The organism is Methylobacterium crusticola, from assembly GCF_003574465.1.
In the GTDB taxonomy this organism is placed as follows: Bacteria; Pseudomonadota; Alphaproteobacteria; order Rhizobiales; family Beijerinckiaceae; genus Methylobacterium; species Methylobacterium crusticola.
Window position 1 is genome coordinate 30,164 of sequence record NZ_QOWC01000002.1, and the last position, 23,304, is coordinate 53,467.

Consider the following 23,304-nt stretch of genomic DNA (forward strand, 5'->3'; position numbering starts at 1 on the left):
CGCGACCTCCCGGGAACCGAAGCGGGCGACGCGTCGGCCCGCCGACGCGAGCCTGCTCAGAGCCGGATCTCGCGGTTGAACCGCTCGATCCAGGCCGGGCGCTGCGCGTTGATGGTCTTCCAATCCTGGAACACGAACTTCCGGCGCAGGTCGTCGGTGTCCTTGGCCAGCACCTTGGCGATCTCGCCGCTCATCCTCACCTTGGCGTTCGTCGGCACGATCAGGTAGGGGGCCTGCATCAGCCTGGTCTGGACCGGCTCGGAGATCGCCGCCTCGATGAGCTTGAAGGCGAGCTCCCGGTTCGGCGAGTTCCGGACGATCTGGATCGCGGTCTTGAACGCGATGGCGCCCTCCTTGGGGGCCACGAACTCCACCGGGACGCCCTTGGCCTTGAGGATCTGGATGGCGTTGAAGTTGCCGGGCGAGATGTCGACCTGGCCCTGCTGGAAGAGCGTCGCCAGCGCCCCCGGGTTGGCCGCCACGGCGGAGAGGTTGGGCTTGAGGGCCTCCATGGCCTTGAAGGCCGGATCGATGTTCGCCTCCGAGCCGCCGTGCATCTTGGCGACCTCGACCATGAAGCCGGTGCCGAGGGTGGAGTTCATGGTGGTGATGCCGACCCGGCCCTTGTACTCGGGCCGCCACAGGTCGGCCCAGGAGGTCGGCGGCGTCCGCACCGTGTCGGGGTTGTAGGTCAGGCCGACGACCTGGAAGAAGGCGGCCGGCCCCGTGGCCTCCTGGGCGTCCGGGATCAGCTCCTTGAAGGCGGCGCTGCGCTCCACGGGGTAGGGCTCGACGAGGTCCTGCGCCGTGGCGGTGAGGGCCGGGCCGGGGTCGTGCAGCATCACGTCGATCGGGGGCGCCGCCCTGGCGGCCGAGACCTTGGCGATCTGGTCGACGGACAGCATCGGGTCGAGGACGATCGGCGCGTTGCCGGTCTCCCGGCGGAAGGCCGGCACCAGCACGGCCTTGTGCGCCTCCTCCCAGCTGCCCGTGAAGGTGGCGAAGACGAGCGGCCGGGCCTGCGCGAGGGACAGGCCCGGGAACAGCTCCACGGCGCCGAGCGACAGGGCGGTGGTGAGGAGGCGGCGGCGGTCGAGGCGCATCGCGGGGGACCTTCTCGTCGGGGGTTCAGGCGGCGGCCGGGAACGCGGAGGCGAGGCCCGGGGCGACCACGACCCGGACCGGCGTCCCGGGCGGGCGCAGCGTGCCGCCGCCGAGGCGCGGCTCGGCGATCTTGAGCGGGCTGCCGGCCCCGACCCGCACCTCGTGGATGACCGTGGGGCCGAGGGGCAGCGCCATCTCGACGATTCCGGCGATGCCCGCCGGCGCCTCGCCCCCCGCGGGGCCCGCCGGCGCGTCGGAGAGGCGCAGGTGCTCGGGCCGCAGGCAGGCCACCACCCGCCCGCCGGGGGCGACGCGCCGGCCGAGCGGCCGGGCCAGGATCTCGCCCCCGGCGTCGAGGGCGATCCGGCAGCCCGCCGGGTCGGCGCCGACGAGCCGGCCCGGCATGGTGTTGGCCGAGCCCACGAAGGTGTTGACGAACAGGCTCTCGGGCGCGTCGTAGACCGTGGTCGGGGGCGCGAACTGCTCGAGGCGCCCCTGCGACAGCACCGCCACCCGGTCGGACAGCGACAGGGCCTCCTCCTGGTCGTGGGTGACGAGGAGCGTGGTCACGCCCGCGACGCGCTGGAGGCGCTTCACCTCGATCTGCATGTCGAGGCGCAGGTTCTTGTCGAGGGCCGCGAAGGGCTCGTCGAGGAGGAGGACCGCCGGCCGGATGGCGAGGGCGCGGGCGAGGGCCACGCGCTGCTGCTGCCCGCCCGAGAGCTGGCGCGGGGTGCGCTCCGCCAGGGCGCCGAGCTGCACGAGGTCGAGCAGGCGGCGCGCCTCGCTCGCCTGCTCCGCCTTCGGGGCGCCGCGGGCCGCGAGCCCGTAGGCGACGTTCTCGGCGACGGTGAGGTGGGGGAACAGGGCGTAGTTCTGGAACACGATGCCGACGGCGCGGCGGCTCGGCGGCAGGTCGTCCATGATCCGGTCGCCGACGATCACCCGCCCCTCGGTCTGGCGCAGGAAGCCCGCGACGATGCGCAGGAGCGTGGTCTTGCCGCAGCCGGAGGGCCCGAGCAGCGAGACGAGCTCGCCGCCGCGGATGTCGAGGTTCACGCCCTCCACGGCGACCGAGCCGCCGTACCGGTGGGTGATGCCGTCGAGGACGACGGAGCGTCCCGCCGCCTCCCCGGCGCCCCCCGGCGCCCCCGCGCCGGCGGGGCGGGCCGGGCTCGTGCTGGCCGACATCGTCACGATGGATCTTCCCCGGCATCGATCTTGCCGGCAGGACTTGGCAAATCGTATGCCATCCCGTGGAAAGGCCAGGCCGCGCCGGGGGTTGGCGTGCGCGAGGCCGAGCCCCGATGCCCAATCGGGCAGCACGAGGAGCACCGCATGAGCACGGAGCTGTGGCGCCTCGGCGCGACCGAGATGGCGGCCCTGTTCGCCGCCGGCACCGCCTCGCCGGTCGACGCGCTCGAGGCCGGGCTCGCCCGGGCGGCGGCCTGGGAGCCCGTCCTCAACGCGCTGACGCGCACGAACCCGGGCGCGCGGGCCGAGGCGGAGGCGAGCGCGGCCCGCTGGCGGGCCGGCACCCCCCTGTCGCCCCTCGACGGGGTGCCGATGACCGTCAAGGAGTTCCTGGTCGCCCGGGGCCTGCCGGCGACCTACGGCGAGCCCGGCCCGGACGGCCCGGCTCCGGGCGAGGTGCCGGCGGACCGCGACGAGCTGCCGGTGGCCCGCATGCGCGCCGCCGGTCTCGTGACCCTGGCCAAGACCGCGATGCCGGAATTCGCCGTGCAGGGGTACACGGCGAGCGCCCGGTTCGGCGTCACGGGCAATCCCTGGAACCCGGCCCTGACCCCGGGCGGCTCGACCGGCGGCGGGGCCGCCGCCACCGCGGCCGGCTACGCCCCGGTCGGGCTCGGCACCGACGGGGGCGGCTCGCTGCGGCGGCCCGCCGCCCACACGGGGCTCGTCGGGCTCAAGAGCTCGCTCGGCCTCGTGCCGCGCCACGGCGGCCTGCCCTCCCCGCTCCTCGACTTCGAGGTCGCGGGTGCCCTCACCCGCAATGTGGCCGACAGCCGGGCGGTGCTGGCCATCATGGCGGGCGCCGACCCGCGGGTGCTGTGGTCGACCTTCCGCGCCGGGCCGAGCCGGCCGGAGCGGCCGCTGCGGGCGATCTACGTCGAGCGCCTCGGCGACGCTCCCGTCGATCCGGCGATCGCCGCGTCTTGCCGCCGGGCGCTCGACGACCTCCGGGCCCTCGGCGTCGGCGTCGAGGAGGGCCCCCTGCCGTTCGCGGTCGACGCGCTCAACGCCCTCTGGCCCGAGATCGGCCGCATCGGCCTCGCGCACCTGTTCGCGGCCGATCCCGCCCTCGCCGCGCGGGCGAGCGCGCCCTACCGCGCCATGGCGCAGGAGGGCGCCGGCGCGCCGGCGACGCTCCTGATGGGCATCCTCGAGCGGGTCCGGGCCCTGCGCGACGCGGCGAGCGCCGCCTTCGCGGAGATGGACCTGATCGTGACGCCGGCCACGGCCGCCCAGCCCTGGCCCGCCGACGCGGTCTTCCCCCCGACGATCGACGGGCAGGCGGTCGGGCCGCGCGGCCACGCGGTCTACTCGGGGTGGGTCAACGCCGCGGCCCTGCCGGCCTTGAGCCTGCCGATCGACCCGGCCCCGGACGGGATGCCGGTCGGCCTCCACCTCGTCGCCGGGTTCGGCCGCGACCGGCTCCTCCTCGACGTCGCGGAGGCGATGGAGCGCCGCCGCCCCTGGTCGCAGCGCTGGCCCGTCCCGCCCGGGCCCAGCGGCGGGGAGGCGGCGCCGTGAGCGCCGGCGGCATCTCGGTCCACGCCGTCGACGTCGCGGCCGGGCGCGCCGCCGCGGGCCTGCGGGTGGTGATCGAGGCCCTGGAGCCGGTCCGCCGCCGCCTGGCCGAGGGCGTGATCGGTCCCGACGGGCAGCTCGACCACCCGGTCGTGCGCGGCGCCGGCGTGACGGCGGGCGTCCACGAGGTGACGTTCGCGATCGGCGACTACCTGGCGGCGTCCGACCCCGACGGCGCGCGCTTCCTCGACGCGGTGCCGTTCCGGTTCACGATCGCGGACCCGGCGGAGCACTACCACCTGCCGCTGAAGTTCACCCGGTTCGGCTACGCGATCTTCCGCGGGGTCTAGGGCGCGCCCCGGGGGGGCGCGCGTTTGACAGCGCGCGCCTGCGGCGCTCAGGTCCCGGCGGGCGCGGGCGCGGGAGGACGGGATGATCAGGAGCGTCGGGGCCATGCCGGACGGCGAGCCGATCCGGGAGGCGCGCCTGTCGGGGGCGGGGCTCGACGTCGCGATCCTGAGCGTCGGCGCCGCGCTCCGCCGGCTCGCCTTCGCGGGGCGGCCGGTGACGCTCGCCTGCCCGGACCCGGCGGACTACGTCGCGCGCTCGCCCCAGATGGGCGCGGTCGTCGGGCGCGTCGCCAACCGCATCGCGGGCGGGCGCTTCACCCTGGACGGCACGGCCTACGCCCTGCCCCGCAACGAGGCCGGACGGACACACCTGCACGGGGGCGTGCGCGGCTTCTCGCGGCGCAACTGGACCTGCCGCGCCGACGCCGACGACGCCGTCACCCTGGCCTACCGCGCCGCCGACGGCGAGGAGGGCTATCCGGGCGCCCTCGCGGTGCGCTGCACCTACGCCATCGCCGGGCCCGGCACCCTGCGCTGCACCCTCACGGCGACCTGCGACCGGCCGACCCTCGTCAACCTCGCGGCCCATTCCTACTTCAACCTCGCCCTGCCGCCGGGGGGCGGTCCCGCTCCCGGCATCGCCGACCACGTGGTGGCGATCCCGGCCGAGGCCTACCTGCCGGTGGACGCCGACCAGATCCCCACCGGGATCGCCGCCCCCGTCGCCGGCACGCCCTTCGACCTGCGGGCGCCGCGGCGGATCGGCGACACCGCCTTCGACCACGCCTTCGTGCTGGCGCGGGAGCCGGTCGCGGCGCCCCGGCCCGTCGCCCGGGTCTCGGCGGCGGGCTCGCGGCTGCGGCTCGAGGTCGCCTCCACCGAGCCGGCGCTCCAGTTCTACGACGGGCGCCACCTCGGAGAGGCCGGCCTGGGCTTCGCGCCGCGCACCGGCCTCTGCCTGGAGCCGCAGCGCTTCCCCGACGCCCCCAACCATCCGGGCTTCCCGAGCATCGTGCTGCGGCCGGGCGAGACCTACCGCCAGGTCACGGAGTACCGCCTCGGCGAGGGGGAGCCGGGCTGACGGCTGCGCCCGCCGGGACGCCCGGCCGCGCCCGCCGGGAGAAGCTCGGCCGCGCCCCGGGCTCACCCCGCCATGTCGAGGGGCGGCGCCAGCCCGTCGGGCAGCGGGCTGACGAAGGGGGTCCGGGCGAGGCGCGCGGCGTGGTCGGCCTTGGCGCGGGCGAGCAGCCCGGGATCCTCCAGCACCTCCACGGCGGTCCCGGCCATCACCTTGGCGACGTGGACCATGCCCTTGTGGGCCGCCGGCGCCTTGCCCTGCGCGGTAAGCTGCCAGGAATGGCCCGGCGTGCCGATGGCGTAGGTGGCGCCGCGGGCCTGCACGGTCGGCACCGCCCAGCTGACGTCGCCCACGTCCGTCGAGGCCATCATGCGCTCGCCCCGGGCGTCCAGCGGCACGACGCGGTCGCAGAGCGGGGCGTCCGTCACCGGCATGCCGAAGCGGCGATGGGCCGAGACGACGTCGTCGGGGCGCAGGGTGCTCCGGATCGCCTCGGCGAAGGCCCGGTCGGCCGCGTCGAAGGCGGGCGGCCCGAGGCGCGCGAGGTTGGCGTGCATCGCCTCCTCCAGGGGCGCGTTGCCCAGCAGGTTGCTCATCGCGCTGACCACCCGGGCGGTGACGGCGGTCTCCGTCATCAGCGCGGCGCCCTCCGCCACGCGCCGGACCCGCCCGACGAGGTCGAGGAGGCCGGGCAGGTCGGCGGCGCGCACGAGGTAGCGCACCGTGGCGCCGGCCTGGACGACGTTCGGCGCGATGCCGCCGGCGTCGAGGTAGGCGTAGTGGATGCGCGCGTCGCTCGGCACGTGCTCGCGCAGGTAGTTCACGCCGACGTTCATGAGCTCGACGGCGTCGAGGGCGCTGCGCCCCAGGTGGGGGGCCGCCGCCGCGTGCGCGGCCCGGCCCGCGAAGGAGACGTCGAGGAGCTGGACCGCGAGGGATTCCGGCTCGCTCACGCTCGCGAACGGGGCGGGGTGCCAGGTGATGGCGACGTCGACGTCCGCGAAGATCCCGTCCCGCACCATGAAGGTCTTGGCCGCGCCCCCCTCCTCGGCCGGGCAGCCGTAGTAGCGCACGCGCCCGGGCCGGCCGGTCTCGGCGAGCCAGTCCCGCACGGCCGCCGCCGCCAGCATGGCGCCCGCCCCCAGGAGGTTGTGCCCGCAGCCGTGCCCGGCGGCCTCCCCGGGCCGGGGCCGATGCTCGGCCACGCCCGCCTCCTGGCTCAGGCCCGGGAGCGCGTCGTACTCGCCCAGGATCGCGATCACCGGCCCGCCCTCGCCGGCCTCGCCCACGAGGGCCGTCGGGATGCCGGCCAGCCCCTCCGTCACCCGGAAGCCCTGGTCGCGCAGCAGGGCGGCGTGGGCGGCCGCGGAGCGCGTCTCCCGGAAGTTCTCCTCGGGCATCTCCCAGACCCGGTCCGACAGGGCGATGAAGGGCTCCGCCCGGGCGTCCACGATGCGCCAGATCGCTTCGCTGTTCCGCATGGTCCTCTCGTGCCTCCCGCCCCGGCCCGCGCCGCCCGCCCCGGCGGGCCGGCTCGCCGGCGCCGGGAGCGCCGTGCAGGATAGGGGCCTTCCCCTATGCGCCGCGCGCGTCCCAGGCCCGGCGCGCGAGCGCGCGGTCCACGAAGTCGAGGCGATCCTGGCCCCAGAACAGCTCGCCGTCGAGCACCAGGGTGGGCGAGCCGAACACGCCGAGCGCCTCGGCCTCGGCGCCGTTGCGCCGGTACTCGGCCTGGACCGGGGCGCTGCCCTCGGCCGCGCGGAGCGCCTCCCCGGGCAGGCCGTTCTCGTCGGCGACGGCGCGCCGCACGGCCGGGTCGGCGATGTCGCGCTCCTCCGCCCAGAGCGCGCGCAGGATCGCGTGCGAGAGCCGGAAGGCGTCGAGGCCGGCCTGCTGGGCGGCGATCACCATGAAGCCCGCGGGCTTGTTCCAGCCGGGCGCCGGGTTCTCCGCGGGATAGTGGCGCGGCGCGACCGTGAGGGGCACGCCGAGGTAGTCGCGCCAGCGGGCGAGCTCGACGGCATGATACGCGCGTCGCGGCCGGGGCCGGGTCCGGATCGGCACGCCGCCGGTCCGCGGGACCACCTCCTGGAAGTCGAACGGCTTCAGCACGAGCCGGGCGCGGTGGCGGCGCACGATGTCCTGGAGCCGCGGGCCGCCCAGATAGGCCCAGGGCGACGACAGGCTGTAGAAGCAGGACAATTCGGGCATGAGGGGCGCCTCCGGCGGAACGGATCAGGCATGGATATCCACCACGACGACGCGGCCGTGAAGGGACTGGACGGCTTGGCCGCCGAGGTGCGCCGCGACCTCGCGCGGCTCAACCACCCGCCGGCGGCCTGGACGCTGCCGGCCGAGGGGCCGGACGGGCGCCCGGTCCTCGACGTGCTGGTGGTCGGGGCCGGGATGTGCGGGCAGACCGCCGCCTTCGCGCTCCTGCGCGAGGGCGTCGCGAACATCCGGGTGATCGACCGCGCCCCCCGGGGCGCGGAGGGGCCCTGGGGCACCTTCGCCCGCATGGAGACCCTGCGCTCCCCCAAGCACCTCACGGGGCCCGACCTCGGCGTCCCGTCCCTGACCTTCCGGGCCTGGTTCGAGGCGCAGCACGGCGCGGCGGGCTGGCGCGACCTCTACAAGGTCCCCCGCCTCGACTGGCTGCGCTACCTCCTGTTCGTGCGCGACGCCGCCGGCATCCCGGTCGAGAGCGACACCGCCCTCGCGCGGCTCTGGCCCGCCGGGGGGCTGATCGGGGCCGCCCTCGACGGGCCGGCCGGGCCGGAGACCGTCCACGCCCGCAAGGTGGTGCTGGCCTGCGGCCGCGACGGCTCCGGGGGCCGGCGGATGCCGGGCTTCGCGGCGGCCGGGACGGGGCGGCTGTTCCACGCCTCGGACCCGATCGACTTCGCGCGCTTCCGCGGCGGCCGCCTGGCGGTGCTGGGCGCCTCCGCGTCGGCCGTCGACAACGCCGCCGCGGCCCTCGAGGCCGGGGTGCCGGATGTGACCCTGTTCGTGCGGCGCCCCCACTTCCCGCAGGTGAACAAGTCGAAATGGGCCTCGTTCCCGGGCTTCCTGCGCGGCTACGCGGCCCTGGACGACCGGCAGCGCTGGGCCTTCACCACCTTCATGATGGAGGAAGGCACGCCCCCGCCCCACGAATCGGTCCTGCGCTGCACCCGCCACCCGGGCTTCCGGATCCGCTTCGGCGAGGGCTGGACGGGCGTGCGCGCGGCGCCGGACGGCCTCGTGGTCGAGACCGCGCGGGGCCGCTACCCGGTCGAGGCCGCCGTGGCGGCGGCGGGCTTCGAGGTCGACCTCGTGCGGCGCCCGGAGCTCGCGGCCTTCCGGGACGCCGTCCTGACCTGGGGCGAGCGGGTGCCGGCGGCGCAGGCCGAGGCCCACCCGGAGGCGGCCCGCTTCCCCTATCTCGGCGACGGCATGCAGATGCTGGAGCGCGTCCCCGGCGCGGCGCCGGACCTCGCGCGGCTCCACGTCTTCAACTGGGGCGTCACGATGAGCCACGGGGCGCTCGCCGGCGACATCCCGGGCCTCGGCATCGGGGCGACGCGGCTCGCGCAGGCCCTCGTGCGCGACCTGTTCGTGGCGGATGCCGACCGGCACTTCGCGCGGATGCAGGCGCACGAGGACGACGAGCTCGGCCCGACGGGGTTCTTCGTGCCGCGGGAGGCGCGGCGCCGGTGAGGAGGTGGCGTCGTTAGCCGAACACCGCGTTCTTCTCGCGCTCGCTCGCGGTCGTGCGGCCGGGCGTGCCGAGGCAGCCTTCGCTGTTCGTGAAGCCGGAGCGGCCCGGCTCGGCGACGACCCGCAGGCCGGCCCTTCGCGCCGTCGCCCGGCGGGCCCGCAACGATCCGGCCCCGCGGCAGCCTCGCTCGGCGGTCGGCAGCGACATTTGAGGAACACCCGCCCGCGCCGGGCGCCGCGGCCGCGATCCTGCCGGGGCCCCGCGGGGCGCGGACCGGATCGCCGGGGCGCAGCCGGGCGGCGGACCGCCCCTCAGGCCTCCGGGCCGGCGATCGACAGGTGCGCCCCGTGTGCCAGGACGGTGTCGAGGTCGCCCGCCGGGCGGTCGGACCGGAACACCACCGCGAAGGGCCCCTCCCCCCGGGCCGCGAGGGCGGCCGCGAGGGCGCCCGCCGGCCCGGAAGGGGCCGCCAGGGTGACGCGCGTCGCCTCGCCGAGGGGGAGCGTCACGGTCCGGGCCGGCGCGTCCGCCACCACGGCGTCGCGGATCGGGGCGTCGGGCGGCACGCCGAGGAGGGCGGCGTAGCGGGCCCGCGCGGCCTCGACGTCCCGGACCGCGACCGTGAGCGCGGCGACCCCGGTGACGCCGTTCGCGTGGCGGCGGACGTCGCCCTCCTGCACCCGCAGGGCGCGGGGCGTGACGTCGCCGCACAGGAACGGCACGTCGGAGCCCGGCGCGCGGGCGGTCTTCCAGTCGAGCCGCGCGCCGTCGGGCCGGTGGCGGCCGCCCGGGACGGGGTCGGCGATGTCGAGGCCGCGGCGCTGCGCCGCCGCCACGTCCGCCTCGATGGCGCCGGGCAGGAGCGCGTGGTCGAGGAATCCCTCGCCGGCCCGGTGATAGACCTCGGACCAGCGGTTGCCGGGCTCGGGGCGCCGGAAGGCGATGAGCTCCAGGTACGCGCCGTCCGCCAGCACCACCAGGACGTTGTGGGTGATGCCGTTCTGGTGCTCGCCGCCGCGGATCACCGTGAAGCCGAGGGCCGTGTAGTCCGCGAAGGCGGCGTCGAGGTCGGCGACCGCGATGACGATGTGGTCGAGGGTGAGCGGCATGGCGGGTTCCTGTCGGGGCGGTGGTTCGGACGGGGGCGGGGCGCCCCTCACCCGGCCGCCGCGGCGGCCTGCGGGCGGCCCGGGATCCAGGCCCGGCCCGGCACGGCCTCGAGCAGGGCGCGGGTGTAGGCGGCCTGCGGGTCGGCGAAGACCGCGGCGGTCGGGCCGGCCTCCACCACGACGCCGTCCTTCATCACGGCGATGCGGTCGCAGATCTGGCCGGCGACGCGCAGGTCGTGCGTGATGAACAGCATCGAGAGGCCGAGCCGGTCGCGCAGGGAATCGAGCAGCGCCAGCACCTGGGCCTGGACCGAGACGTCGAGGGCCGAGACCGGCTCGTCGGCGATCAGCACCTCGGGCTCGAGGGCGAGCGCCCGGGCGAGCCCGATGCGCTGGCGCTGCCCGCCCGAGAACTCGTGCGGGAAGCGGTCCATGGCCGCCGGATCGAGCCCCACGAGGGCGAACAGCTCGCGGGCCCGGTCGAGGGCGGCCCCCCGGGCCATGCCGTGCAGCCGCGGGCCCTGGGCCACGAGGTCGCCCGCCCGCCGGCGCGGGTTGAGGGAGGCGAAGGGGTCCTGGAACACCATCTGGACGCGCCGGACCTGACCCCGCATGGCGCGCCGCGACAGCGCGGCGAGGTCGGTGTCGCCGAGCCGGATCGTGCCGGCATCCGGATCGAGCAGGCGCACGATGCAGCGGGCGAGGGTCGACTTGCCCGACCCGCTCTCCCCGACGATGCCGAGGGTGGTGCCGCGGGCGAGCGTCAGGCTGACGTCCCGCACCGCGTGGGTCACCCGGGCCCGCCCCGGCAGGAGGCCGCCGCCGCGGTAGGTCTTCGCGACGCCGGCGAGGGCCAGGATCGGCGGGCCGCCCGGGGCCCGGGCGGCCCGGGGCGCCAGCGGGGGCACGGCGGCGATGAGCGCCCGCGTGTAGGGATCCTGCGGGCGGTTGAGCACCTGGTCGGCCGGTCCCGCCTCGACGAGGCGCCCGGCCCGCATCACGGCGACGCGGTCGGCGATCTCCGCCACCACGCCGAAATCGTGGGTGATGAACAGGACCCCCATGCCGCGCCGGTGCTGGATGTCGCGGATGAGCGCCAGGATCCGCCCCTGCGTCGTCACGTCGAGGGCGGTGGTCGGCTCGTCGGCGATGAGCAGGGCCGGCTCGAGCGCCAGCGCCATCGCGATCATCACGCGCTGGCGCTGGCCGCCCGAGAGCTCGTGCGGGTAGGCCCGGAGCGCGGCCTCGGGGTCGGGCATCCGCACCTCGGCGAGGAGCGCCAGCGTGCGGGCGCGGATCGCCCGCGCGTCGAGGCGGGTGTGGATGCGGAACATCTCGGCGATCTGGTCGCCGGCCCGGCGCAGGGGGTTCAGGGCCGTCATCGGCTCCTGGAAGATCATGCCGATCTCAGCCCCGCGGATGCGCCGCATCCCGGCCTCCGGGAGCGCCAGGAGGTCGCGGCCCCGGAAGGCGAGGCGGCCTCCGTCCGGCGCGACGCCCGGGGGCAGGAGCCGCATCACCGTGCTGGCGAGCATCGACTTGCCCGAGCCGCTCTCGCCCACCACGCACAGGATCTCGCGGGGCGCGAGGCTCAGGGAGACGCCCGCGAGGGCGTGGGCGCGGTCGGCGCCGGGCGGCAGGCGGACCGAGAGGTCCTCGACGGCCAGCAGGGGCTGCGTCATGGCACGGCCTTCACCGGCGCCGCCCCGCGCAGGCGCGGGTTCAGGGCGTCGTTGAGGCCCTGGCCGACGAGCGAGACGGCGAGCACCGTGAGCAGGATCGCGACGCCGGGGATCGCCGACACGTACCATTGCGTGCGCAGCACCCCCCGGCCCGCCCCGATCAGGTTGCCCCAGGAGGCGATGTTCGGGTCCGAGAGGTTGAGGAAGGCGAGCGCGCTCTCGAGCAGGATCGCCACCGCCATCACGACGCTGGCGTAGACGATCACCGGCGGCAGGGCGTTCGGCAGGATCTCCCGCACGATGATGCGGGCGTCGCCCATGCCGAGCACCCGGCAGGCCTGCACGAACTCGCGCTGGCGCAGGGAGAGGAACTCGGCCCGGGTGAGCCGGGCGGGGGCCGGCCAGGAGACGAGGCCGATCGCCACCGTGACGGTGGTGATGTCCGAGCCGAACACCGCCACGAGCACGAGGAGCAGCAGGAAGCTCGGCAGGGTCTGGAACGCCTCGGTGACCCGCATCAGGGCCTCGTCCACGAGGCCGCCGTAATAGCCGGCGAGCGCCCCGACCGCGATGCCGATCGCGACCGCGATCAGCGTCGCGACGAGGCCGATCAGCAGCGAGACCCGGGCGCCGTAGAAGATCTGGGCGGCGATGTCGCGCCCGCTCGGGTCCGTGCCGAGCCAGGCCCGCGGGTTGGCGAAGGGCCATTGCAGCGGCCGGCCGACGAGGCTCAGCGGGTCGTTCGGGAACAGCAGGGGGGCGACGAGGGCCGCCAGGATCACGGCCGCGAGGAGGAGCGCGCCGAGGAGCGCGGCGGGGTTGCCGAGGAGGCGCCGCAGGATCGCCATGGCGCCTAGCGCCCCGCCGCGATGCGCGGGTCGAGCCGCCCGTAGACGAGGTCGACCGCGAAGTTGACCGCGATCACGAGGAGCGCCGACACGAACACGATGCCCAGCAGGGTGTTGAGGTCGCGCTGCACCACCGACTCGTAGGCGAGGCGGCCGAGGCCCGGCAGCGCGAACACGCTCTCGACCACCACCGAGCCCCCCAGCATGGTGCCGGCCTGGAGCCCGACCAGCGTCACCATGGGCAGGAGCGCGTTGCGCAGGGCGTGGCGCACGATGATGCCGGTCTCGCCCAGCCCCTTGGCGCGGGCCGTGCGGACGAAGTCGAGGCCCATCACCTCGAGCATCGAGGCCCGCATGATCCGCAGGTAGGTGGCCAGGAACACGAGGGCCAGCGTCAGGGTCGGCAGCACGAGGTGGCGGGCGATGTCGAGGGCGCGGGCGAGCCCCGAGACGCCCGAGCCCACCTCCTCGAAGCCGCCGGCGGGCAGCCAGCCGAGGTGGATCGCGAACAGCACGATGCCCATCAGGCCGAACCAGAACGAGGGCGTGGCGTAGAAGACGAGGCCGAGGGTCGAGATCAGCGTGTCGGGCCAGCGGCCGACCCGCCGCGCCGCCACGATGCCGAGCAGCGTCCCGCCCGCGAAGGCGAGGCCGAGCGAGGCGCCCATGAGCAGCAGGGTCACGGGCAGCCGCTCGGCGATGACGGTCGCGACCGGCTTGCCGTAGATCGCCGAGGAGCCGAGGTCGAGCCGCACCAGCCGCCAGAGGTAGCCGCCGAGCTGGGCGGCGACCGAGAGGTCGAGCCCGTAGTAGCGCCGCATCTGCGCGGCGGTGGCCGGGTCGCCGCCGCCCATCTGGGCCATCAGGGCGTCGACCGTGTCGCCGGGCGCGAGCTGGAGCAGCAGGAACAGCCCCGCCAGGATGATGAGGAGGGTCGGCAGGCTGGCGGCGAGGCGCCGCAGGGCGAGGAGCAGGATGGTCATGGCGGGAGAGTGGTCACGGGAACGGGACGCCGGCCCGCCGGCTCCCCGGGACGCCGCGCGCGCCGGGGAGCAGGCCGCGGAGCGGGCCAGGGCGCGGGCCGCGCGGGGGCGGGCCCCCTCACGCCTCGATCCAGGCGTCGTGCCAGTCGCCCGAGCCCCAGCGCGGCATGTTGTGGTCCCCGCGCAGGCGCTTGCTCGTCGCCGACAGGAAGGTGCGCTCGATCATCATCCAGACCGGGATCTCGTCGTTCACGGCCTTGACCCAGCGGGCGTAGAGCGCCTTGCGCCGCTCCGGGTCGAGCTCGCTCGCGGCCTCGTCCACGAGCGTGTCGACCGCGTCCGACTGCCAGCCGTACTGGTTGGTCCAGGGCGCGCCCTTGGGCGAGCCGGAGCGGTACCAGACCGTGGTCGAGACCGCCGGGTCGCCGCGGTACTGGTGCCAGCCCGTGGCGAGGTCGAAGTTCCAGTCGCGGTAGACGGTCGAGAGTGCCCCCGCGTTGTCCATGTTGACGATGTCGACCCGGATGCCGACGGCCTGGAGCGACTGCTGGATGAAGGTCGCGAGGAGCGGCACGTCCTCGCCGTTCATGATCGGGACGAGCTTGAGGGCGAAGCGCGTCCCGCCGGCCCCGCGCCGGAAGCCGGCCTCGTCGAGGAGGGCCGCGGCCTTCCTGGGGTCGTAGGCGTAGGGCGGGGCGCCGTCGGGGTAGAAGGCCGCCGAGGTCGACGGGATCGGGCCCGTGGCGGGCTTGCCGAGGCCGTAGATGAAGTTCTCGATGAAGAACGGCACGTCGATGGCGTGCGCGATGGCGCGCCGCACCCGCACGTCGGAGAGCTCCTTGCGCCGGGTGTTGAACTCCAGGGTGTTGTTGAAGGCGTTCGCCTCGAGGCCCTTGCTCGAGACCGTGAAGCGCGGGTCCGACTTCAGCCGGTCGAGGTCGGCGAGGGCGAGGGCGTTGTAGGTCGAGAGCTGGACCTGCCCGGTCTCCAGCGCCGCGGTGGCGGCCGCCTTGTCGATGATGAAGCGCCAGACGATCCGGTCGAGGTAGGGGAAGCCCGCCCGCCAGTAGTCGGGGTTGCGCTCCGCGATGACGTACTGCCCGCGCTCGTACTGCACGAACCGGAACGGCCCGGTGCCGATCGGCGCCGTGTTGGCCGGGTTCTCGAGCACGTTGGTGTTCTCGAAGACGTGCCGGGGCGCGACGTAGCCGAGGTCGCACAGGGCCCGCAGCAGCAGGTTGAGGGGCATCGGCCGGGAGTACCGGAACACCGCCGTCGTGGCGTCGGGCGTGTCGACCGCCTCCAGGTAGAGCTGGAGCTGCGTGCCGTAGTTCAGGTACTTCTTCCACATCTCCATCGCGGTGTACTGCACGTCCGCCGAGGTGAAGGGCTTGCCGTCGTGCCACTTCACCCCCTCGCGCAGCCGGAACGTCACGGTCCGGCCGTCGGGCGTCGCCTCCCAGCCGGTGGCGAGCACCGGCGCGGGCCTGCCCTCCTGGTCGAGGTCGACGAGCGGCTCCATGATCTTCGAGGTGATGATGTAGACGCCCGTCGAGGCCCGGATCGCCGGGTTCAGCACGCGCTGCTCGCCGTTGAGCTGGACCGTCAGCACGCCCCCGCGCCGCGCCGCCTGGGCCAGGGCCGCGGGGCTCCAGGCGGCGGCGCCGAGCGCGAGCGCGCCGGCGGTCTTGAGGGCCTCGCGGCGGTTGATGATCATCGGTTCGCACCCACACTCCGACAGCGCTGCCATCCTTGCCGCCTTGCGGCGGGTTCGCAATGGATGACGGGTGCTATTTCGCAGGTGCGGGGAGAAGGATCGTCTCCGGAACAGCTACCCGTGAGGAGGATCTTCGCCGGACCGGGGCCGGGGCGCGGCCTCACATCGCACCGGCGCCCACGTCATGCCCGGCCCCGGCGCGGGAGGCGGCCCGGCGGGCCGGCCGGGCCCCGTCGCGCCCGCCCGCCGAGCGGGCGGGGTCGCCCACCGAGCGGGCGGGGTCGCCCACCGAGCGGGCGGGGCTGCCCGCCGCCGCGAAGGCCTGCTGCAGCACCCGCCGCCCCGACAGGTCGTGCACCGTGACGCGCCACTCCGACCAGTCCGCCCGGTCGTCGAGGCTGCGCATCACGTCGCGCGCCACCTCCCGGGCCCGGAGGGCGAGGCGCCCGGGGTTGCGGACCACCGCCCCCGTGGTGTCGAGGACGCATTCGGAGCCGTTCGTGCAGTGAAAGCGGTATCGCGCCATGCCGTGCCTCCTCGACCTCGCGCCGGCCCGGACGGGCTCGTGTTCTTCTTTTGTTCTAGCGCGCGGGGACGCGGTGGGAACGGGCGAGTTGACGCATCGCGCCCGCCGCGCGCCGACCGGCGCGGCGGGCGGAGGCACCCTCAGAGCGCGGCCGCGAAGGCCCGGATGTCGTCGGCCAGGAGGGCGGGCTGCTCGAGGGCGGCGAAATGCCCGCCCCGCGGCATCTCGGTCCAGCGCCGGACGTCGGCGAACATCGTGGCGGCCATCGAGCGCGGCGGCCGGACCATCTCGTGGGGAAAGGCCGCGTAGGCCATCGGCACGCGCACGCGCTCGCCGTCCGGGACCGGCCAGGGCCGGTGCATGCGGGCCCAGTAGGGGTGGAACGACGCGCCGATCGCGCCCGTGAACCAGTAGAGCGCGATGTTGGCCAGCATGCGGTCGCGGGAGATCGCCGTCTCGATCTCGCCGCCGCAATCGGACCAGGCGCGGAACTTCTCCACCAGCCAGGCCGCGAGGCCGGCGGGCGAGTCGGTGAGCGCGAAGGCCAGGGTCTGCGGGCGCGTGCCCTGGATCCACTGGTAGCCGGTCTCCTCCTTGAGCCAGGCGGCGACGCGCTCGTAATGCGCCGCCTCCTCGGGGGTCGGGTCGATGCCCGTGCGGTCGCGGCGCACGGGCAGCATGTTGAGGTGCAGGCCGGCGACCCGCTCGGGGTGGCGGTAGGCGAGCCGCGTCGTGATGAAGGCCCCCCAGTCGCCGCCCTGCGCGAGGAAGCGCCCGTAGCCGAGGCGCCCCATCAGCGCCGCGAACGTGTCGGCGATCTCCTCGACGCCGAGGCGGGGCTGCCCGGGCCGGAACGACAGGCCGTAGCCGGGCAGCGAGGGCGCCACCACCGTGAAGGCCTGGGCCGGGTCGCCGCCGAAGCGCGCCGGATCGGTCAGGCGCGGGATGATGTCGAGGAACTCGAAGACCGAGCCGGGCCAGCCGTGGCAGAGGAGCAGCGGCCGCGGCGCCGGCCCGACCCCCGGGACGTGCAGGCAGTGGATGGCGAGGCCGTCGACCTCCACCATGACCTGCGGGAAGGCGTTGAGGGCCGCCTCCTCGGCGCGCCAGTCGAAGCCGTCGCGCCAGTAGGCGAGCAGCCCGGCGAGGTAGCCGACGTCCGTCCCGTAGGTCCAGGGCGCCTCGGGCGCCTGGTCGGGCAGCCGCGTCCGCCCGAGCCGCTCGCGCAGGTCGGCGATGGCCGCGTCCGGGACGTGGTACGTGAAGGGTGTCGCGTCGCTCATCGCCTCTCTCACTCCCCGTGTCGGCAGGACCGGGCGCGGCGACCCCGCGGGGCCGCCCCGGCCCGGATCCGCTTGGGCCCCGGCCGTTCCCGGCCGGGCGCGGCCCCGCCTGCGCCGGGGAAGATGGGTCGGTGGGCCGGCGCGGCGAGGCCCCGCCCCGCGGAGCGGCCCGCCGCGCGGTCCCGACGCCCGGCCGAAAATATGCCTTTTCATGGATCTGCGGGCTGCTATCCTGGCCCGGACGCGCGGAGGCTCGTCGATGCCGCGAGGGATGGGGCGCGCAGGGCAGTTCGGCACGGAGCGGCCGTGCGGGTGGCGGCCGTGACGGTGACGTCCGGGCGCAGCGCCGGCATCGCCTACCGGGAGGCGGGCCCGCCGGACGCCCCCGCGCTCGTGTTCCTGCACGGGATCGGCGGGGCGGCGCGGCTCTGGGACCACCAGCTCGCCGCCTTCGCGGGCGAGTTCCGCGCCGTCGCCTGGGACATGCCGGGCTACGGCGGCTCGGCGCCCCTGGACGCCGTGACGATCGCGGGCCTGGCCGAGGCGCTCGCCGGCTTCCTCGACCGCCTCGCGCTGCGCGCCACCGTGCTGGTCGGCCACTCGATCGGCGGCATGATCGTCCAGCAGATCCTCGCCCGGCGCCCGGAAGGCCTGCGGGCGGCCGTGCTGGCCCAGACGAGCGCCGCCTTCGGGCGGCCGGACGGGGCCTGGCAGCAGGCGTTCATCGCCGCCCGATTAGGCCCGCTCGACGCGGGGGCGAGCCTGCCGGAGCTCGCCGACGGGATCGTGGCCGAGCTCGTCGGGCCGGCGGCGGACCCCGAGGGCGTGGCCCTCGCCCGAGCCTGCATGGCGGCGGTGCCGGAGGGGACCTACCGGGCGACCGTGCGGGCGCTCCTGGGCTTCGACCTGCGCGCGGCCCTGCCCGGCATCGCGGTGCCGACGCTCGTCCTGGCGGGCTCCCACGACACGAACGCCCCGGCCGCCGTGATGGAGCGGATGGCGCAGAGGATCCCGGGGGCGGCCTACGCCTGCCTGCCCGGGACGGGCCACCTCGCCAACGCCGAGCAGCCGGCGGCCTTCGATGCCGCGCTGCGCGGCTTCCTGTCCGATCTCGACCGCCCCGGGAGCGCCGCCGATGGCTGACCTCGACCCGCCGCTGTTCGACCCGGCCGCGTTCCGCCTGACGCCCCGCCAAGCGGCGATCGTCGAGAAGGCCCGGCACCTGGGCCAGTCCGTCTTCTCGCCCCGCGCCGCGGCCTACGACCGCGAGGCGCGCTTCCCGACCGAGAACTACCGCGACCTGCACGAGGCCGGCCTGCTCGGCATCTGCATCCCGGAGGCGCAAGGGGGCCTCGGGGCCGACTACCAGACCTACGCGATCGCGGCCGCCGAGATCGGCCGCTACTGCGGGGCCACGGCCCTGTCGTGGAACATGCACGTCTGCTCGACCCTGTGGTCGGGCCCCCTCGTGGACGACCTCGACCTCGATCCGCAGGAGCGCCGCGCCCACGCGGCGCGCCGGACCGCGCACTACGCCCGCATCGTGCGCGACGGCGCGATCTACTCGCAGCCCTTCTCGGAGGGGGGCCCGGCCGCCGCGGGCGCCGCCGCCTTCGAGACCCGGGCCGTGCCGGCCGCCGGCGGCTGGATCGTGTCGGGCAGGAAGATCTTCGCCTCGCTCTCGGGCCACGCCGACTATTACGGCATCCTCTGCACCGAGGCGGCGGAGGGCGAGCGGGCATCGCGCCGCAACACCCTCTACCTCGCGGTCCCGGCGCGGGCCGAGGGCGTCTCCGTGACGGGCGACTGGGACCCGCTCGGGATGCGCGGCACCGTCTCGCGCACGCTCCTGTTCGACGGCGTGTTCGTGCCCCAGGACGCGGCCCTGATGCCGCGGGGCGTCTACGTCCAGGCCGCCTCGCGCTGGCCGCACATGTTCCTGACCCTCTCGCCCACCTACGTGGGGCTGGCGCAGGCGGCCTACGACTTCACGATCCGCTACCTGCGCGGCGAGGTGCCCGGGACGCCGCCGGTCAGGCGCCGGCACTTCCCGACGAAGCAGATCGCCGTCGCCGAGATGCGGATCAAGCTCGAGCAGATGAAGGCGCTCTGGTTCCAGGCCGTGACCGAGGCGCGCCCGAACCCCTCGAAGGAGCAGGTGCTGCGGGCCTACGCGGCGCAGTACTCCACCATGGAGACCGCCCACGACATCGCGCGGCTCGCGATCCGCACCTGCGGCGGCCAGGCGATGCTGCGCACCCTGCCCCTCGAGCGCATCTTCCGCGACAGCCGCTGCGGCGCGCTCATGCTGCCCTGGACGGCGGAGCTCTGCCTCGACCGGATCGGACGCGAGGCCCTGTACGAGCCGGGGGAGACCGACGAGGCGGCGGGGTGAGCGGCGTGGGCTCGCACCCGCCGGGGGCTGCGGCCCCTGCCGCCCGCGCGGCCCTCGCCTCACGCGCGGGCGCAGCCGTCCGCGCGGTCTCCGCCGCCCGCGCGGCTCCGGCCGCGCCGGGACGCCGGAGGCGCCCGTGAACCTCTCCGACCTGATCGACCGCAACGCCGCCTTCGACCCCGGCAAGCCGGCCCTGCGCTTCGAGGGCCTCGCGCTGAGCTACGCGGAGTTCTCCGCCCGCATCGCCGCCGCGGCCGGGGCGCTCGCCCGCCTCGGCGTCGGGCGGGGCGACCGCGTCGCGGTCCTCGCCCTCAACGACCCCGAGCTCCTGGTGCTGCTCTACGCCTGCGCGCGCCGCGGCGCGATGCTGCTGCCCCTGAACTGGCGCCTGGCGGTGGCCGAGCAGGCCTACATCCTGGCCGATGCCGGCGCGCGGGCGCTGCTGGTCCAGGAGGCCTTCGGGGCCGTCCTCCCGGAGGTCCGGGCGCGCCTGCCGGGGACGGCCGTCCTCGGCCTCGACCACGCGCCGGAGGCGGGCGCCGCCTGGGCCGACCTCCGCGACGGGGCGGGCGCGGGCGGGGACGGCCTCCTCCGCGACCCGGTCCTCCTCGTCTACACCTCCGGCACCACCGGGCGGCCGAAGGGCGCCGTCCTGACCCAGGAGGCGCTGGTCTGGAACGGCCTGATGAGCCAGCACATGCACGGGCTCACCGCCGCCGACCACGTGCTCGCGGTGCTGCCGTTCTTCCACGTCGGCGGGCTCAACATCCAGGCGACGCCGGCGCTCCACCTCGGCGCCACGGTCACGGTCCACCCGCGCTTCGCGCCCGCCGCGACCCTCGCGGCCCTCGCGCAGGACCGCCCGAGCCTGACGCTCCTCGTGCCGGCGACCCTGCAGGCCCTGATCGCCGAGCCCGGCTTCGGGGCGGCCGACCTGTCGAGCCTGCGGGCCCTGTCGACGGGCTCGACCTACGTGCCGCAGGACCTCGTCGACGCCCTCGAGGCCCGCGGCGTGCCGGTGCTCCAGGTCTACGGCGCGACGGAGACCGGACCGGTCTCGGTCTACACCCGCCTCGGCGGCGACCGGTCCCGGCCGGGCTCCACCGGCCTGCCGGGCCTCGCCTGCGCGTGCCGCGTCGTCGACGAGGCCGGACGGGAGGCGGCGCCCGGCGCCTCGGGCGAGATCTGGCTGCGCGGGCCCCACCTGTTCTCGGGCTACTGGCGCAACGCGGCCGCCACCGCCGAGGCCCTGCGGGACGGCTGGTTCCTGACCGGCGACGTCGGGCGCCGCGACCCGGACGGCTACCTCACGGTCCACGACCGCAAGAAGAACCTCATCATCTCGGGGGGCGAGAACATCTCGGCGGCCGAGGTCGAGCGGGTGCTGCTCGGCCACCCGGCCGTCGCCGAGGCGGCGGTGATCGGGCGGCCCGACCCGCGCTGGGGGGAGGTGCCGGTGGCCCGCGTGGTGCTTCACCCGGGCGCGGCCTGCGCCCCCGACGAGCTCGTGGCCCACGTCCTCGGGCAGCTCGCCCGGTTCAAGGCCCCGCGCGAGGTCCGGTTCGTGGCGTCCCTGCCGCGCAACGCGCTCGGCAAGGTGCAGCACCACCTCGTGCGGGCGGCCGACGAGGCGGGGAGGGAGGCGTGATGCGGGTGGCGGTTCTGGGCGGCGGCAACGGGTCCTTCGCGGCGGCCGGCGACCTCTCCCTGGCGGGGCACGCGGTGCGCCTGTGGCGGCGCGACGCCGCGGCGGTCGCGGCCCACGCGGCGGCGGGCGGCCGCATCGCCGTGCGGGACGCCTCCGGCACGCGCGAGGCCCGGCTCGACCGCGTCACGGCCGAGATCGGGGAGGCGATCGAGGGCGCCGCGCTGATCCTGTGCCCGGCCCCGGCCTTCGCGCAGCCGAGCATCGCGGCGGCGCTGGCGCCGCACCTCGCCGACGGCCAGGTCGTGTTCCTGCCCCCCGGCACCCTCGGCACGCTGATCTTCGCCCGCGCCGCCCGGGAGGCCGGCAACCCGGCCCGGGTCGCCTACGCGGAGACCGGCACCCTGCCGTGGCTGGCGCGCAAGCGGGGGCCGTTCGCGGTGGCGGTCTCCGGGCGGGGCCGGCGCCTGCCCGTCGGCGTCTTCCCGCTGCGCGCGGCCGACCACGCCCTCTCGGTCATCGGGCGCGCCTTCCCGGGCGTCGTCGAGCCCTGCGGCGACGCGCTCTCGGGCGCCCTGATGAACGCCGGCGGCATCATCCACCCGCCCCTGATCGTGATGAATGCCGGCGCGATCGAGCACTTCCCGCGCTGGGACATCCACCGCGAGGGCACGCAGCCGGCGATCCGGCGCGTCACCGACGCCCTCGACGCCGAGCGCGTCGCGGTCCGCGAGGCCCTCGGCTACGGGCCGCCGCACTTCCCCCTCGCCCACCACTACGCGGCCGAGGGGGAGGAGTGGATGTACGGCCGGGGCGCCCACGAGCGCCTGACCGAGTCCGGCGACTGGCGCGAGCCCCTCGTCCTGACCGAGCACCGCTACATGCGCGAGGACCTGCGCCTCGGCCTGTCGCTCCTCGTCTCGGCGGCGGAGCTGGCCGGGGTCGCGGTTCCCCTCGCCCGCGCCTTCCTAGCGATCGGCGGCGCCATCTGCGGGGAGGCCGCGCCGGAATCCGGCCGGACGCTGGCGGATCTCGGCCTCGGCGGGCTCGACCGGGCCGGCCTCGGGGCGCTCCTGCGCGACGGCTTCCCGGAGGCACGCCGGTGACCCGCCCGCGCATCGCCTGCCTGGGCGCCGGCCGCATGGGCCGGGGCATCGCGGTCGCGTACGCATATGCGGGCCACCGCGTCACCCTGGTCGACCTCAAGGCCCGCCCCGGCGCCGGCTTTGCCGACCTCGCGGCGTCGGCGCGGGCCGAGATCAACGCGGCCCTCGACAGCCTCGCGGCCTTCGGGCTGATGCCGCGCGAGGCCGCCGCCGCGATCGCCGCGCGGGTGGACGTGGCGCCGTTCGAGGCCGCCCCCGAGGCGCTCCCGGGCGCCGCGATCGTGTTCGAGGGCGTGCCCGAGATCGTCGCGGTCAAGCGCGCGCTCCTGGCGGGCGCCTCGGCCCTGATGGCGCCGGAGGCGATCCTCGCCTCCACCACCTCGACCATCCTGGTGGACGCGCTCGCGGACGCGGTCGTCCGGCCCGAGCGCTTCCTCAACGCCCACTGGCTCAACCCGGCCTACCTCGTGCCGCTGGTGGAGCTCTCGCCCGGGGCCCGCACGGACCCGGCCGTCACCGCCGCCCTCACGGCCTCCCTCGAGGGCATCGGCAAGGTCCCGGTCGCCTGCGCGGCGCGGCCCGGCTACATCGTGCCGCGCATCCAGGCCCTCGCCATGAACGAGGCGGCCCGGATGGTCGAGGAGGGCGTCGCCTCGGCCGAGGACATCGACAAGGCGGTCCGCTACGGGTTCGGCTTCCGCTTCGCGGTGCTCGGGCTCACGGAGTTCATCGACTGGGGCGGCGGCGACATCCTGCACTACGCCAGCCGCTACCTCGCCGAGAGCCTGGGCGATCCGCGCTACGCGGCGCCCCCGATCATCGCCCGCAACATGGAGGCGGGCCGGATCGGGCTGCGCACCGGCAAGGGGTTCCTCGACTACGAGGGCCGCGACGTCGTCGCCTACCAGCGCGAGCGCCTCGCCGCCTTCGCGGGCCTGCTCGCGCATTTCGGCCTCGCGCGGCCGCCGGTGCTCGGGGAGGAACCCTAGGCATCCGCGACGCCATG

Annotated in this window: 21 protein-coding genes; 9 read left to right on the top strand and 12 right to left on the bottom strand. The window is 76.0% G+C overall.

All coding sequences use genetic code 11. The annotated features are described in order from the left end of the window. Positions 1–56: 56 nt before the first annotated feature. Positions 57–1,103 (bottom strand): ABC transporter substrate-binding protein, encoded by a 1,047-nt coding sequence (locus DT057_RS06725; protein WP_128561310.1) that lies wholly within the window; start codon positions 1,101–1,103, stop codon positions 57–59. Positions 1,104–1,128: 25 nt separating this feature from the next. Beyond that, positions 1,129–2,295: an ABC transporter ATP-binding protein gene (locus tag DT057_RS06730; protein ID WP_128561371.1), complete on the bottom strand. Its 1,167-nt coding sequence runs from the start codon at positions 2,293–2,295 to the stop codon at positions 1,129–1,131. Between the two features lie 147 nt (positions 2,296–2,442). On the opposite strand from DT057_RS06730, the gene DT057_RS06735 reads away from it, so the two are divergent. The 3 genes from DT057_RS06735 to DT057_RS06745 all read left to right on the top strand — a co-directional run bounded on the left by DT057_RS06735 (position 2,443) and on the right by DT057_RS06745 (position 5,307). Further along, on the top strand, positions 2,443–3,879 hold the full coding sequence (locus DT057_RS06735) for an amidase (protein WP_128561311.1): 1,437 nt from the start codon (positions 2,443–2,445) through the stop codon (positions 3,877–3,879). Continuing rightward, positions 3,876–4,226: a hydroxyisourate hydrolase gene (locus tag DT057_RS06740; RefSeq protein WP_128561312.1), complete on the top strand. Its 351-nt coding sequence runs from the start codon at positions 3,876–3,878 to the stop codon at positions 4,224–4,226. Before DT057_RS06735 ends, DT057_RS06740 begins: the two co-directional genes overlap by 4 nt. Before the next feature lie 82 nt (positions 4,227–4,308). Next, positions 4,309–5,307 (top strand): aldose epimerase family protein, encoded by a 999-nt coding sequence (locus DT057_RS06745; protein WP_128561313.1) that lies wholly within the window; start codon positions 4,309–4,311, stop codon positions 5,305–5,307. Positions 5,308–5,369: 62 nt separating this feature from the next. Here the strand turns inward: DT057_RS06745 and DT057_RS06750 are convergent, their stop codons facing one another. Then, entirely contained in the window at positions 5,370–6,785 is a 1,416-nt protein-coding gene (locus tag DT057_RS06750; protein WP_128561314.1) for an amidohydrolase, read from the bottom strand. Between the two features lie 94 nt (positions 6,786–6,879). Beyond that, positions 6,880–7,515, bottom strand: a complete 636-nt coding sequence (locus DT057_RS06755) for a 2-hydroxychromene-2-carboxylate isomerase (RefSeq protein ID WP_128561315.1) — start codon at positions 7,513–7,515, stop codon at positions 6,880–6,882. A gap of 30 nt (positions 7,516–7,545) precedes the next feature. Here DT057_RS06755 and DT057_RS06760 point away from each other — a divergent pair, with 30 nt between their 5' ends. Continuing rightward, the gene (locus tag DT057_RS06760) at positions 7,546–9,003 is read left to right on the top strand and encodes an FAD/NAD(P)-binding protein (RefSeq protein ID WP_128561316.1); all 1,458 of its coding nucleotides are present in this window, start codon (positions 7,546–7,548) and stop codon (positions 9,001–9,003) included. 13 nt (positions 9,004–9,016) lie between these two features. Here DT057_RS06760 and DT057_RS06765 read toward each other — a convergent pair whose 3' ends face one another. The 8 genes from DT057_RS06765 to DT057_RS06800 form a co-directional block, all read right to left on the bottom strand. Then, a complete protein-coding gene (locus DT057_RS06765) occupies positions 9,017–9,211 on the bottom strand; it encodes a hypothetical protein (RefSeq protein WP_128561317.1) in 195 nt (64 codons plus the stop codon). Positions 9,212–9,315: 104 nt separating this feature from the next. Beyond that, positions 9,316–10,113 (bottom strand): VOC family protein, encoded by a 798-nt coding sequence (locus DT057_RS06770; RefSeq protein ID WP_128561318.1) that lies wholly within the window; start codon positions 10,111–10,113, stop codon positions 9,316–9,318. Between the two features lie 47 nt (positions 10,114–10,160). Beyond that, a complete protein-coding gene (locus DT057_RS06775; RefSeq protein ID WP_128561319.1) occupies positions 10,161–11,795 on the bottom strand; it encodes an ABC transporter ATP-binding protein in 1,635 nt (544 codons plus the stop codon). Further along, positions 11,792–12,643 carry an ABC transporter permease gene (locus DT057_RS06780; RefSeq protein ID WP_128561320.1) on the bottom strand — a complete coding sequence of 284 codons (852 nt, stop codon included), beginning with the start codon at positions 12,641–12,643 and terminating at the stop codon, positions 11,792–11,794. Before DT057_RS06780 ends, DT057_RS06775 begins: the two co-directional genes overlap by 4 nt. A gap of 5 nt (positions 12,644–12,648) precedes the next feature. Further along, complete coding sequence (locus DT057_RS06785; RefSeq protein ID WP_128561321.1) at positions 12,649–13,626, bottom strand: ABC transporter permease; 978 nt, start codon at positions 13,624–13,626, stop codon at positions 12,649–12,651. Positions 13,627–13,744: 118 nt separating this feature from the next. Continuing rightward, the gene (locus DT057_RS06790; RefSeq protein ID WP_128561322.1) at positions 13,745–15,343 is read right to left on the bottom strand and encodes an ABC transporter substrate-binding protein; all 1,599 of its coding nucleotides are present in this window, start codon (positions 15,341–15,343) and stop codon (positions 13,745–13,747) included. Between the two features lie 160 nt (positions 15,344–15,503). Then, a complete protein-coding gene (locus DT057_RS37495) occupies positions 15,504–15,869 on the bottom strand; it encodes a DUF6894 family protein (protein WP_407068117.1) in 366 nt (121 codons plus the stop codon). A gap of 140 nt (positions 15,870–16,009) precedes the next feature. After that, complete coding sequence (locus DT057_RS06800; protein ID WP_128561323.1) at positions 16,010–17,152, bottom strand: epoxide hydrolase family protein; 1,143 nt, start codon at positions 17,150–17,152, stop codon at positions 16,010–16,012. 321 nt (positions 17,153–17,473) lie between these two features. Between DT057_RS06800 and DT057_RS06805 the strand changes: the two genes are divergently transcribed. The 5 genes from DT057_RS06805 (at position 17,474) to DT057_RS06825 (ending at position 23,287) form a co-directional block, all read left to right on the top strand. Then, on the top strand, positions 17,474–18,295 hold the full coding sequence (locus DT057_RS06805; RefSeq protein WP_238313743.1) for an alpha/beta fold hydrolase: 822 nt from the start codon (positions 17,474–17,476) through the stop codon (positions 18,293–18,295). After that, positions 18,288–19,547 carry an acyl-CoA dehydrogenase family protein gene (locus tag DT057_RS06810; protein WP_128561325.1) on the top strand — a complete coding sequence of 420 codons (1,260 nt, stop codon included), beginning with the start codon at positions 18,288–18,290 and terminating at the stop codon, positions 19,545–19,547. The genes DT057_RS06805 and DT057_RS06810 overlap by 8 nt, the downstream gene beginning before the upstream one ends. 136 nt (positions 19,548–19,683) lie before the next feature. Further along, on the top strand, positions 19,684–21,195 hold the full coding sequence (locus DT057_RS06815; RefSeq protein WP_128561326.1) for a class I adenylate-forming enzyme family protein: 1,512 nt from the start codon (positions 19,684–19,686) through the stop codon (positions 21,193–21,195). Next, entirely contained in the window at positions 21,195–22,298 is a 1,104-nt protein-coding gene (locus tag DT057_RS06820) for an NAD/NADP-dependent octopine/nopaline dehydrogenase family protein (protein ID WP_128561327.1), read from the top strand. Before DT057_RS06815 ends, DT057_RS06820 begins: the two co-directional genes overlap by 1 nt. Then, positions 22,295–23,287, top strand: coding sequence for a 3-hydroxybutyryl-CoA dehydrogenase (locus DT057_RS06825; protein ID WP_269153053.1), 993 nt, complete (start codon positions 22,295–22,297; stop codon positions 23,285–23,287). The genes DT057_RS06820 and DT057_RS06825 overlap by 4 nt, the downstream gene beginning before the upstream one ends. The last annotated feature ends 17 nt before the right edge of the window (positions 23,288–23,304 follow it).